General features: G+C 71.0%; 10 protein-coding genes. 2 read left to right on the top strand and 8 right to left on the bottom strand.

The features are described from left to right. Position 1: 1 nt before the first annotated feature. A complete protein-coding gene (locus AB0J88_RS06495; protein ID WP_364356406.1) occupies positions 2 to 508 on the bottom strand; it encodes a thioredoxin domain-containing protein in 507 nt (168 codons plus the stop codon). 68 nt (positions 509 to 576) lie between these two features. Here AB0J88_RS06495 and AB0J88_RS06490 point away from each other — a divergent pair, with 68 nt between their 5' ends. After that, entirely contained in the window at positions 577 to 1779 is a 1203-nt protein-coding gene (locus AB0J88_RS06490) for an MFS transporter (protein WP_364356409.1), read from the top strand. A 38-nt stretch (positions 1780 to 1817) separates the two neighbouring features. On the opposite strand, the gene AB0J88_RS06485 is transcribed toward AB0J88_RS06490, so the two are convergent. Together AB0J88_RS06485 and AB0J88_RS06480 are read right to left on the bottom strand one after the other, a co-directional pair. Further along, positions 1818 to 2795 carry an aldo/keto reductase gene (locus tag AB0J88_RS06485; RefSeq protein ID WP_364356412.1) on the bottom strand — a complete coding sequence of 326 codons (978 nt, stop codon included), beginning with the start codon at positions 2793 to 2795 and terminating at the stop codon, positions 1818 to 1820. 61 nt (positions 2796 to 2856) lie between these two features. After that, positions 2857 to 4344 carry an APC family permease gene (locus AB0J88_RS06480; RefSeq protein WP_364356415.1) on the bottom strand — a complete coding sequence of 496 codons (1488 nt, stop codon included), beginning with the start codon at positions 4342 to 4344 and terminating at the stop codon, positions 2857 to 2859. 217 nt (positions 4345 to 4561) lie between these two features. On the opposite strand from AB0J88_RS06480, the gene AB0J88_RS06475 reads away from it, so the two are divergent. Beyond that, positions 4562 to 5206 carry a GPP34 family phosphoprotein gene (locus AB0J88_RS06475; RefSeq protein WP_364356418.1) on the top strand — a complete coding sequence of 215 codons (645 nt, stop codon included), beginning with the start codon at positions 4562 to 4564 and terminating at the stop codon, positions 5204 to 5206. 56 nt (positions 5207 to 5262) lie between these two features. On the opposite strand, the gene AB0J88_RS06470 is transcribed toward AB0J88_RS06475, so the two are convergent. From AB0J88_RS06470 to AB0J88_RS06450, 5 genes are read right to left on the bottom strand one after another with little or no spacing between them, the layout of a single operon-like run. Next, the gene (locus AB0J88_RS06470) at positions 5263 to 7152 is read right to left on the bottom strand and encodes a primary-amine oxidase (protein WP_364356421.1); all 1890 of its coding nucleotides are present in this window, start codon (positions 7150 to 7152) and stop codon (positions 5263 to 5265) included. A gap of 58 nt (positions 7153 to 7210) precedes the next feature. Further along, entirely contained in the window at positions 7211 to 9313 is a 2103-nt protein-coding gene (locus AB0J88_RS06465) for a xanthine dehydrogenase family protein molybdopterin-binding subunit (RefSeq protein ID WP_364356424.1), read from the bottom strand. Then, positions 9310 to 10287 carry a xanthine dehydrogenase family protein subunit M gene (locus AB0J88_RS06460; protein WP_364356426.1) on the bottom strand — a complete coding sequence of 326 codons (978 nt, stop codon included), beginning with the start codon at positions 10285 to 10287 and terminating at the stop codon, positions 9310 to 9312. Before AB0J88_RS06460 ends, AB0J88_RS06465 begins: the two co-directional genes overlap by 4 nt. After that, a complete protein-coding gene (locus AB0J88_RS06455) occupies positions 10280 to 10789 on the bottom strand; it encodes a 2Fe-2S iron-sulfur cluster-binding protein (RefSeq protein ID WP_364356428.1) in 510 nt (169 codons plus the stop codon). The genes AB0J88_RS06460 and AB0J88_RS06455 overlap by 8 nt, the downstream gene beginning before the upstream one ends. 58 nt (positions 10790 to 10847) lie before the next feature. Continuing rightward, positions 10848 to 12221: a DNRLRE domain-containing protein gene (locus AB0J88_RS06450; protein ID WP_364356431.1), complete on the bottom strand. Its 1374-nt coding sequence runs from the start codon at positions 12219 to 12221 to the stop codon at positions 10848 to 10850. Between the last annotated feature and the right edge of the window lie 76 nt (positions 12222 to 12297).

Below are 12297 nucleotides of genomic sequence, written 5' to 3'. Positions count from 1 at the left end.
CCTATCGGCCGAGCCCGAGCGTGCTGCGCAGCGCGTTGAGCTCCACCCGCCCGGTGTAGAGCCGGCCGTCGACGAACAGGGTGGGTGTGCCGCGCACGCCGTCGGTCACCCCGGTCGTGTAGTCGTGCTCCACCGCCGGCCGGAACCGCTGCGCCGGCTCGCCGACGACCGCCTCGGGGTCGGCCACGCCGACCTCGGCCGCGTACGCCGCCAGGTCCGGATCGGTCAGGCGGGCCTGGTGCTTGAAGAGCTGGTCGTGCATGGGCCAGAAGAGCTCCATGGAGGCCTCGGCGGCCAGGGCCGCGGTGAGCGCGTAGGGATGCTTGGTGAAGACCGGGAAGTGGCGGAAGATCAGGCGGACCCGGCCGTCGGAGCCGTCGATCAGCTTGCGCAGCACGGGGAACGCGGCACCGCAGTACGGGCACTCGAAGTCGCCGTACTCGACGACGGTGATCGCCGCGCCGGGCTCGCCGTACACGTGCCGGTCCAGGTCGATGGCGTCACTCACCCGTTCGATCGTGCCATCGACCGGGGCATCAGGTGCGAAGATCGCAAATCCTCGGGTACGGTCACCCGATGGTCTCGGCTCTGGGTCCAGCGTTCTGGCGTTTCTGGGGCGCGTCCGCCCTGGCCAACCTCGGCGACGGCATCCGGGTGGCGGCGTTCCCGCTGCTGGCCGTGACGCTGACCGACTCGCCGTTGGGCGTGGCCGCCGTCGCGACCGCGCAGGTCCTGCCGTGGCTGGTCACCGGCCTGCTCGCCGGCGCGCTGGCCGACCGCCGCGGTGCCCGCCCGCTGATCGTGCTCGCCGACGTGGCGCGGGTCGTGGTGCTGGCGTCCCTCGTGGTCGCGGTGGTCGGCGGATGGGCGACGGTCACGCTGGTCGCCGCGGCCGCGTTCCTGCTCGGCGTGGGCGAGACGGTGCGCGACACCGCCGCGCAGACGGCCATCCCGCGCCTGGTCCACGACAGCCAACTCGAGAAGGCCAACGGCCGGCTGGTGGCGGGCGAGATCGTCGGCAACGAGTTCGTCGGCCCACCGGTCGGCGCCCTGCTCTTCGTCGCGGGTGCCGCACTGCCGTTCGCGGCCAACGGCGCGGCACTCGCGCTGGCCGTGATGCTGGTGCTGTCCCTGCCGCTGAGCCTGGCCCGCGCGGTGCCTCCGGCAGGGGACCGCACGGTCTCCCCAGGCGTCCTGGCGGGCCTGCGCTGGCTGCTGCGCAACCCGCTGATGCGCACGCTGGTCGCGGTCAGCGCGGCGGTGGGTGCGGCGGACAGCGCGTGGTTCGCGATCTTCGTCCTCTACGCCCGCGACAGCCTGGGCCTGGGCGCGTTCGGCTTCGGCCTGCTGCTGGCCACCGGCGCCGCGGGCGGGCTGCTCGGCTCGTTCGCGGCGGACCGGCTGGTTCTTCGCTTCGCCCACCGCGCGGTGCTGGCATGGTCCCTGGCGGTCACGGCCGGTGCGCCGGCCCTGCTGGTGGTGGCGCCCGACCGGTGGGCCGCGGCGGCGGTCGTGGTGGCGACGAGCGCGTCGTTCGCGGTGCTCAACGTGACGGCGTTGGCGATCCGCCAGCGGTCGGTCCCGGCCGAACTGTTGGGCCGGGTGGTCGCCGCGTCACGCACGCTGACCTATGGCTGCGCCGCCCTGGGAGCGCTGCTGGGCGGCGCACTGGCCGGCGTCCTGGGCCGGGAGGCCCCGTTCGTGTTCAGCGCCGCGGTGGCCGTCGTGGCCACCGCGGCCTGGTGGTCCGCCTCCCGCCCGGATCCCCGAGCAGCCTGACCGGGCGGTTGGCGGATCCGCCTTGCCAGCCCGGCTGGCTAGAAGCCCTCGGGCAGGTGGGGGACGTAGTTCTCTTCCAGCAGAGCGATCTCGTCGTCCGTCAGCTTCAGGTCCAGGGCCGCCACCGCGTCGGTCAGGTGGTGCGGCTTCGTCACGCCGACGATCGGGGCCGTGATCGCGTCCTTCGACAGCGCCCACGCCAGCGCCACCGCTGCTCGGGAGGTGTCGCGTTTCGCGGCTACGGTGGCGACCGCTTCGACGATGGCGCGGTCTGACTCGACCGACTGGCGGTAGAGGGTCGAGCCGAAGCGGTCCGTGCGGCCGCGTTCCGTCGTCGCCGCCCAGTCTCGGGTCAGGCGGCCACGGGCCAGTGGGCTCCACGGGATCACACCCACGCCGGAGTCGAGGCAGTACGGGAGCATCTCCCGCTCCTCCTCGCGCATCAGCAGGTTGTACTGGTTCTGCATCGACACGAAGCGGGTCCAGCCGCCGAGGTCCGCGGCGTGCTGCATCGACGCGAACTGCCAGGTCCACATGGACGACGCGCCCAGGTAGCGGACCTTGCCCGCGCGGACCAGGTCGTGCAGCGCCTCCATCGTCTCCTCGACCGGGGTGTGCGGGTCGAAGCGGTGGATCTGGTAGAGGTCGATGTAGTCGGTGCGCAGGCGGCGCAGGCTGGCCTCGACCTGGGTCATGATGGCGCCGCGGGACAGGCCGCTTCCGTTCGGGCCGTCGCCCATCCGGCCGTGCACCTTGGTCGCGATGACCACCTGGTCGCGGCGGGCCAGCGAACCCAGCAACTCGCCCAGGATCTCCTCGCTGGAGCCGAAGGCGTACACGTTGGCGGTGTCGAAGGTCGTGATGCCCGCCTCGAGGGCCTGCTGGATCAGCGGCCGCGTCTCGCCCGGGCCGAGGCTCCACGTGTGGTGGCCGCGGTCGGGGTCGCCGAAGCCCATGCAACCCAGGACGACCTTGGAGACGACGAGCCCGGACGAGCCGAGGCGGGTGTGTTCCATGGCTGGAGGGTAGTGGAACGCCCGCGCGGCAGCGCGGCCGCGCGGGCGTTCGACGAACTGCCTAGTGGACCGGGACGTAATCCGAGTCGGAGCCGGACTCCTCGGCGGTCAGCGGCTGGCCGACCGTGCGGCCGATGCCCTCGTAGACGTCGGGACGTGACGACTTGAGGATCGCGCCCCAGATGATGCCGATCAGCGCCGCCGCGCCGATCAGGCCCGGGAGCAGCCAGCGAAGGTACGACGGGTTGGTCGGCGCGAGCAGGCTGTTGAAGTTGACCACCAGGGTGATCAGCAGCGCGCTGAGCAGGATCGTCGCCGCCATCGGGGCGACGGTGCCCTGCCACAGCGACTCGTCGCCCCGGCGGACCCGGAAGTAGCCGACCACCGCGGCCGAGGTGGAGGCCATCAGCAGCACGACGCCGACCGCGGACACGCCGGACAGCCAGGTGAACAGGTCGAGCAGCGGGTCCTTGCCTGCGGCGATGAAGCCGGTCAACACGATGATCGCGATGACGGTCTGGGTCAGCGAACCGGCGATGGGTGCCATCGTCCGGCGGCTGGTGCGGCCCAGGAACTGCGGCAGCACGCGCTCACGGCCGAGCGCGAACAGGTAACGCGCAACTCCATTGTGGAACGACAGCAGCGCGGCGAAGACGCTGGTGAAGAACAGCACGACGGCGATGTCGGCGATCGTGCCGTTGGTGTGCTCGGCCAGCGTGCCGAAGACGACACCCGGGCCGGCCTCGGTGGCGGCCTGCTGCACGTTGTCCGGGCCGACGGCCACGGTCATGGCCCACGCCGAGATGGCGTAGAACAGGCCCGTGAAGAGCACCGCGAGGAAGGTCGCGCGGGCGACCGTGTGGCGCGGGTCCTTGACCTCTTCGCTGTAGATGGCGCCGGACTCGAAGCCGGTGAAGGCCGCGATGCCCAGGGCGAAGACCGCGCCGACGCCCCCGGCGAACAGGTTGCCGAAGTCCCAGCCGGCCATCGAGATGCTGCCACCGGCCGGGTTGCCCAGGCCGACGATGTCGAAGACCGCGGTGGCGATGATCTCGAGGATCAGCAGGACGGCGAGGACGGTCGCGTTGAGGTCGACGCGCAGCATGCCGAGGATGCCGATCAGCACCCAGGCCAGCAGCGCCCAGACCCACCACTTCGCGGTGACGTCGAACTTCGTCGTCATGAAGTCGGCGAAGATGAAGCCGAACAGGCCGTAGAGGCCGACCTGGATCGCGTTGTACGCGGTCAGCGCGACGAACGAGCCGCCGACGCCGGCGGGGCGACCGATGCCCTGCGCGATGTAGGAGTAGAACGCGCCGGCGTTGGCGACGTGACGGCTCATCGCCGCGTAGCCCACGGCGAAGATGCCCAGGATCACCGCGAGCACCAGGAAGGACAGCGGCACACCCTTGGAACCGGTGACGGCGAACGTGGTGGTGACGCCGCCGCCGAGCACGGTCAGCGGAGCGGAGGCCGCCACAACAAAGAAGAACAGGTGTACTACGCCGAGGCGTCGCCTGGCGAGAGTTCCTGCGAGCTGTTCGGACACGGAGGGGTTCCTCGATTCAGAGGGTCTTTGATCGGTTTCGCGACGCCCGATCGTACGACCACCCCGGTTTCCACTCAAGACTGTGGAGGGTGCTTATCGAAGGATCACAACAGTTGAATGCTGTTCAAGATCGGCGTACAGTTTGCCCCGCACAAAATCGGCGCTCGCTTCCGACTGCCGGTGATCCCATCGACTCTTCGACACCCCGCCTGAGGTTATGAGCGACTTAGGGCTTGCCGACGAACTTTTCATGGTCGGACACAACGAATACACCGGCAAGACGGTCATCAACGACGAGATGTTGGATGCCGGCCTAGCCGGTGCCGCTCTCGCGGAATTGATCCTCCAGAGACGGGTGAGTGTCGTCGCCGGCAAGGTGGCCGTCGACGACCCGCGTCCGTGGGGAGACCCGGTCACCGATGTCGTGCTGCGCGAGATCCACAGCAGAGGGAGCGAGTTCGTTCCCCGCGCCTGGGTCGAGCACCTGCGCGGCAACGTCGGCGAGGTGGTCGCACAGCGCGTCGTCGCCGCGGGGATGATCCGTCGCGACGAGCAGCGTTCTGGGCTGTCCAGGAAGCTTACTGTGCGTTACCCTGCGGTCAACGCGCTGACGGCGACCCGTCCGCTCGTGCGACTTTCCTACTACCTGCAGCGACCGGCCCAGATCGACGCGCAGACGGCCACGCTGGCCGCTCTGGTCAAGGCGACTGGCCTCGAACAACGCATCATGCTCGAGTGGACCCGGCAGGAGGTCAGCGACGCCATCACGGCGATCGTCGTCCGGTTGCCGGCACCGCTGCGGGAGACCATCCAAGGGGTCGAAGGCGCGGTTGCCGCCATGGCGGTCATTACTCGGCGTTAAATTAAGAAATTGTTTCGGGGGTACGTCCGCACTGCGAACGTACCCCCGAGATGTTGTTAATGGCAGTGTTTAGCCGTGCTCGCCGGGACGTCCAGAGTGGGGTTCCGGTCGAAGAATCCGCTCGGTTTCAACGAGAATCCGCAGCGGTCGACCGGCATCACGGGCCAGTCCTCCACCCGGGGGAAATGCGTGCTGCCGAACGTGTGCCACACCACGATGTCCTCGCCGTCGATCGACTCGTCGTCGGCGACGAACGCCGGCAACCCCGCGCCACCGGGGTGCTGGTTGACGTGGTTGCCGGCCGGGTAGCGCTCGTTGGCGTCGTACCGGGTGACCCACAGGTGCTTGGTGGCGAACGTCGCGCGGCGGGCGATCGACGAGCTCTCGTCGGCCAGCAACGCGGGCTGGCCCTCGGGACGCAGCACGTAGGACACCGGCTGACCGAGGCGGTTGGCCTTGTCCGGGTTGGAGATCCGCCACACGCGACCGACGCCGTTGTCGGCGCTGCGCGCACCCTGTGACTCGCTGGTCAGCCGGGTCGCCGTGCGGGTGAACGCGTTGCCGTACGGGTTCGCCTCGCCGACCGGGACCCGGCGCACGTCGAGCTCGTCGACCGCGTTGCCCACCCCGTCGAGCATCATGTCCAGCCGCGCACTGAACAGGTGCTGGTGGTAGGGCGCGCCGAGCCCCGGCGCGATCTCGGTGGCGTACTCGGCACCCTCGGCGTACGAGGAGGTGAACACCACGCCGGTCGCCTTGACCTCCATCTCGATCGTGCCGTCGAGGTAGAGGTACCAGAAGAAGCCGTAGTCGTAGTTGCCGACCGTGGCCCAGTACGAGATCACCAGCCGGCGCTGGCGCCGCGTCTCGGCCGCCTCGGTGAACAGGTCGGAGTGCTTCCACAGCACCCCGAAGTCCTCCTCGTGGAGGCAGATCGCGTTGGTGATCTCACGCGGGTTGCCCTCGCCGTCGGCGAGGACCGCGTCGAAGTAGTAGATCTCACCCAGGCAGTCGCAGCCGAGCACGAGCGAGTTGGCCTGCTGGCCCAGCAGGTACTCCCCCGCGTCGAAGTAGTTCTGCCAGAACCGCACCGGGCTCGGGTCGGCGTACGGGACCACCATCTCGGCGATCGAGGCGCGGTAGATCAGCGGGCGGTCCTGGATGGAGAGCTGGTGCAGCACCAGGCCCTCGCGGGGGTCGAAGCCGACCCGGAACCTCCAGCCCTCCCAGGTCACCTCGTCGCCGTCGACCTGGAAGCTGGCGCCGTCGGGCTGGGTGATCTCGAGCGCCTTCAGGGTCTGCCGGGGCGGACCGGTGTACGCCGGGTCGTCGTAGTTGCCCTCCTCCTGCGGCACGGGCAGCAGGGCGTGGTCGATGAGCTTGACGACCTCCTTCTCGATCAGGTCGACGTAGGCGACGACACCGTCGATCGGGTGCGCCCAGCAGTGGTCCTCGGGCCGGTTGGCGACGAACGAGAGGACCCGCAGCAGGCGCTTGCCGCTCTCGCCCTCGAGGTCGAAGTCTCCGGCCGACAGCGGACACGGCCGGACCAGGTCGAAGTCGGTGATGCCGCGGCGCTCGATGGCGGCGCGCCACTCGGGGTCACCCTTGACGATCTCGTCGACCGAGATGAACTCGTCGAGCAGGATCGGCGGCTGGCCGTCGACGGCCGGGTCGAGGTCGACCACCTCGTCGACCTCGTCGCGGGTCACGGACACGACCGCCGACCGGACCGCACCGGTCGCCACGTCGAGCAGCAGCGCGCGTACGCGCCGGTCGAGGGGGTCACCCGGTCGCCAGGCGAGCACGTCGCCCTTGGCCGGCTCCTCCAGAGCCAGGGTGGCGAACCGCGTAGTGGGGGTGAGCAGGTCGTTCTTCTGGAAGAGCGTGCGTGCGGCGTCGATCTCGGCGGCACTGAGCCGCTCCAGGGGATGACCGGCGGTCATCGGATCACCTCGTCGAAAGGGGGATTGCGACGATCGCCAAGCTAATCCGAGGATTGATTCACTGTCCACTGGTGATCGCGCGCGCCGGGCCGATCGGCAGCTCGCGCTGCCGCACGCCGGTCGCGTGCCAGAACGCGTTGGCGATGGCCGCCGGCACCCCCACGATGCCGATCTCGCCGAGCCCCTTCACGCCGGACGGGTTGAGCTCGTCGTCGGGGTCGTCGACGAACGCCACGTCCAGCTCGCCGACGTCGGCGTTGGTCGCCACGTGGTAGTCGGCCAGGTTGTGGTTGACGTGGTCGCCGAACCGGGAGTCCATGATGGACTCTTCCAGCAGGGCGCAGGACAGCCCCATCGTCATGCCGCCGATCAGCTGGGACCGCGCGGTGAGCGGGTTGACCACCTTGCCGACGGCGTACACGCCGGTCAGCCGGGGCACCCGCACCTCGCCGCTGGACACGTCGACCGCGACCTCGGCGAAGTGCGCGCCGAACGCGTAGCGGGCGAGGTCGCCGAGCGCGCCGACCGCGTCGGTGGAGTCGAAGGTGCTGGTCAACCCGTCGGACGGCACCGGTGCGCCGGAAGCCAGCCGGTGGGCTAGGTCGCGGCAGGCGGTGACCACCGGCCAGCTCCACGAGGCCGTGCCCATCGAGCCTCCGGCGACCATCGCGAGGCCGAAGTCGCTGTCACCGATCTCGACGCGGACCGCACCGACCGGCACCTCCAGCGCGTCGGCGGCGAGCTGGGTCAGCACGGTCCGGGCGCCGGTGCCGAGGTCGGCGGCACCCACCCGCACCACGTACCGGCCGTCGGGCAAGGCGGTGGCGTGCGCGACGGTGGGCCTGGTGCGGGCCGGGTAGTGCGCGCCGGCCATCCCGGTGCCGCGCAGCCAGCGGCCGTCGCGGCGCACCCCCGGCCGGGGGTCGCGACCGGCCCAGCCGAACCGGCGCGCGCCCTCGCGCAGGCACTCGGCCAGCCGGCGGCTGCTGAACGGCCGCCCGTCCGCCGGGTCGTGCGTGGCGTCGTTGCGCAGCCGCAGCTCGACGGGGTCGACGCCGCACGCCTCGGCGAGCTCGTCCATCGCGGACTCGAGCCCGAACGACCCGGGTGCCTCGCCGGGCGCCCGCATCCAGCGCGGCGTCGGGATGTCCAGGGCCACCACCCGGTGGCTGGTGCGCAGGTTGTCCGCCGCGTACATCGCCCGGGAGTAGACCGCCGACTGCTCGGTGAACTCGAGCAGCCGCGAGGTCTGCGACGAGGCGCGGTGCTCCAGCGCGACCAGCCGGCCGTCCGCGTCGGCGCCGAGCCGCACCCGCTGCACCGTCGGCGTCCGGTAGCCGGCCAGCGGCCACAGCTGCGGCCGGGTGAAGGTGACCCGCACGGGCCGCCCGACCAGGGTCGCGGCCATCACGGCGAGCACCGCGTCCGGCCGGGGCGTGCCCTTGCCGCCGAAGCCACCGCCGACGTGCTCGCAGAGCACCCGCACGGTGCCCGGCGCGAAGCCGAACAGGTTGGTCAGGGTGCGGGCCATCCCGTACGCGTGCTGGGTGGAGCCGTGGACGGTGAGCCGCCCGTCGGCCCAGACCGCCGTGCTGGAGTGCGGCTCCATCGGGTTGTTGTGCTGCGGCGGCGTGCGGTACTCCTGGTCCACCACCACCGCGGCTCCGGCCAGCGCGGCCTCGACGTCGCCCTTGTCGGTCACCGCCGGGTGGTGCGGGTTGACGTACTCGGGCTGGTAGAGGCGCGGGTGGTCGGCCCGGAACCGGGCGTCGTGCGGCTCCGGGAGATAGTCGACCGCCGTGCGCTCCGCCGCCTCCCGGGCGCGTTCCGGCGTGTCGGCGATGACCAGCGCGACCGGTGCGCCGCGGTGCGCCACCCGGTCGTTCTGGAAGAGCTCGAGGGTGCCCTCGCCGATGCCGGTCAGCCGGGGCGCGTTGTGCTGGTGCAGCACGGCCAGCACGCCGGGCATGGCCAGCGTGGCCGCCACGTCCATGCCGATCACGCGGCCGCGCGGGATGGTCGCCGGCACGACCCAGCCGTGGACGAGGCCGGGCAGGGCGACGTCGCCGGAGTAGCGAGCCCGCCCGGTCACCTTGTCCAGGCCCTCGACCCGGGTCAGCGGGTGCCCGACCGACGGTGCGGTCTGCCAGCCGCGGGTCATCGGGCGAGCTCCGTCAGCACAGCGACGACCAGGTCACGGACCAGCGGGACCTTGTACGCGTTGTCGCGCAGCGGCCGGGCGGCGTCGAGCTCGGCGGCCGCGGCGGCCGCGAACGCCGCCGGCGTGGCCGGACCGCCGCGCAGTTCGCGTTCCGCGACCCGGGCGCGCCACGGGTGCGAGGCGACCGCACCGAGGGCGATCCGCACGTCGCTGACCACGCCGTCGGCCACGACCAGCACCGCGGCCACCGCGCCGATCGCGAACGCGTACGACGCCCGCTCCCGGACCTTCCGGTAGTGGGTCCGCGCGCCGGGCGGCAGCGGTGGCAGCGCGACCCCCGTGATGAGCGCGCCGTCCCGGGTGGTCAGCTCGAGGTCGGGCCGGTCGCCGACGGGCCGGTAGAGGTCCTCGAGGAGAATCTCGTGCGATCCGGCCAGGTCGTGCACGCCGATCCGGGCGTCCAGCGCGACCAGCGCGACCGCGAGGTCCGACGGGTGGGTCGCGACACAGTGGTCGGACGCGCCGAGGATGGCCAGGTTGTGGTGCTCGCCCTCGATCGCGGGGCAGCCGGAGCCGGGCATCCGCTTGTTGCAGGGCTTGGTCGGGTCGGTGAAGTAGCCGCAGCGGGTGCGTTGCACCAGGTTGCCGCCGGTGGTGGCCACGTTGCGGAGCTGGCCCGAGGCGCCGGCGAGCAGAGCCTGGCTGAGCACGGGATAGCGCTCGCGGACCAGCGGGTGCGCGGCCAGGTCGCTGTTGCGCACGAGGGCGCCGATCCGCAGCAGGCCGCCGTCCTCGCCGACGTCGTCCAACGGCAGGCCGGTCACGTCGACCAGCAGGTCCGGCCGCTCGATGCCGAGCTTCATGAGGTCGACGAGATTGGTGCCGCCGCCCAGGTAGCGGGCACCCGGGTTGTCGGCGACCAGCGAGACCGCCGCGTCCACGTCGCGGGCCCTGGCGTAGGAGAACTCACGCACCGGCCACCTCGCGGATGGCCGCGACGATGTTCGGGTACGCGGCGCAGCGGCAGAGGTTGCCGGACATCCGTTCGCGGATCTCGGCGTCGTCGAGCTGCACCGGGCCGGTGGTGACGGCGCTGGGCCAGCCCTCGGCGAGCTCGTCGAGCATGCCGATCGCCGAGCAGATCTGCCCCGGCGTGCAGTAGCCGCACTGGAACGCGTCGTGCGCGAGGAAGGCGGCCTGCATCGGGTGCGGCTCGTCGTCCTCGAGGCCCTCGACGGTGGTCACCTCACGGCCGTCGACGGCGACCGCGAGCAGCAGGCAGGAGTTGGCGCGGCGACCGTCGACGAGCACCGTGCAGGCGCCGCACTGGCCGTGGTCGCAGCCCTTCTTGGTGCCCGTGTGGTCGAGCCGGTCCCGGAGGAGGTCGAGCAGCGTGGTGCGGTTGTCGACCGTCAGCTCGACGGGCGCCCCGTTGAGCATGAGGCGCACGGTGCTGGACAGCTCCGGACCAGGCATGGCATTTCTGACCCTACCCGCCGCGCTGGCTGCGCGGCGGGCACTCTTGCGCGCGTGGTCAGTGGCAGGAACCCGTCCCGCTGTCGTTGAAGGTCTTGCCCGACTGCGGGACGAACTGCCAGTCGTACGAGTTGCTGTGCAGCGTGAACTTGAGGACGCCGAACGTGTCGCTGTTGCGAGCCTGGCTGTTGGGCTGGATCGTGCCGAAGCCGTAGTGGTCGGCGCCGCCCATGCCGGCCACGAACGACCGCAGGCCGCGGGAGCTGTCGGCGCCACCGCTCGGGTTCATCGGCGCGAACCGCTCGTACTGGTGGTTGTGGCCCCAGACGACGACGTCGGCGTCGGCGTCGTAGAGCGCCTGGTAGAGCGGGCGGGTCGAGGTCGACGGCGCGTGGTTGGCGCCCGAGGTGAACAGCGGGTGGTGCCAGTAGGCCAGCGTGCACGGCCGGGTGTTGGCGGCCAGGTCGTTCTTCAGCCAGGTCACCTGGGCCGAGGTCGACGACATGCTGATGTTGGAGTTGAGCGAGACGATGTGCCAGTTGCCGAGGTTGTAGGAGTAGTAGCCCTGCCCCGACGGACCGGCCTGGGAGCCGAAGTAGTTGTAGTAGCCGGTCGCGCCCGACGTGTTGTAGTCGTGGTTGCCCGGCGCGGGCCGGGTACGCGACTTGAAGGCGCCCCAGGTCGGCTGGTAGTAGCTGGTGAACTCGCTGGCCGTGCCGTTGCTGTAGACGTTGTCGCCGGTCGTGAACACGGTCCCGGAGATTCCGTTGATCAGCGCTGCCGTCGCGCTGTCGCCGGAGCCCGAGGTCGCGATGTCGCCGGCGCCGACCAGCACCGGGTCTCCGCTGGGCGGCGGGGTGGTGGTCGTGCCGGTGGTCAGCACGAGCTGCGGTGCGTCGGCGCCGCTCTCGCGCGAGTCGTAGTAGGCGCCGTCGGTGCTGCTGGACGTCGCGCCGAAGCTGAACGTGCCGTTGCCCTTCACGACGCTGGTGACGTCGACCTCGTACCACCCGTCGGCGGTGACGCTGCCGATCGACCCGACGGACGTGCCGTCGATCGCCGGCTGGTTGTTCCACGTCGTGCCGGTCTCCGACCAGGTGGTGTTGGACATGGCCCGGAACGATCCGCCGTTGTTGCTGCCGTCGTTGCCGGAGATCGTCCGGAGCCGCAGCTTGGCGGAGCTGACCGTGCCGCTGACGCCGGTCACCGAGAAGCGCAGGAACATGCGGCGGACCGGGCTGTTGTCGACCGTGATCTGGGTCGACGTGCCGTAGTTGGTCGAGGCGGTGTCGCCCTGCACGTAGGTGTCGGCGGTCGGCCGGAAGGTGGTGGTCGCGGCCGAGGCGGGACTGGTCGAGGTGAGTACGGCGGCGATGATGCCGCCGGCCAGGACGGTCGCCGTGGTGGCGCCGGCCAGGATACGGATGCGCATGGGTCGGGAATCTACGGTAATGGATGAACAAGATCCGGACGTCCGGGTGAACGACAGGCGTCCGATCTGTTCACCC

Origin of the sequence: Asanoa sp. NPDC049475, from assembly GCF_040676915.1 — a bacterium.
GTDB lineage: Bacteria > Actinomycetota > Actinomycetes > Mycobacteriales > Micromonosporaceae > Asanoa.
The sequence above is the reverse complement of the archived record's forward strand: the minus strand, read 5'-3'. Positions and strand labels throughout refer to the sequence as shown.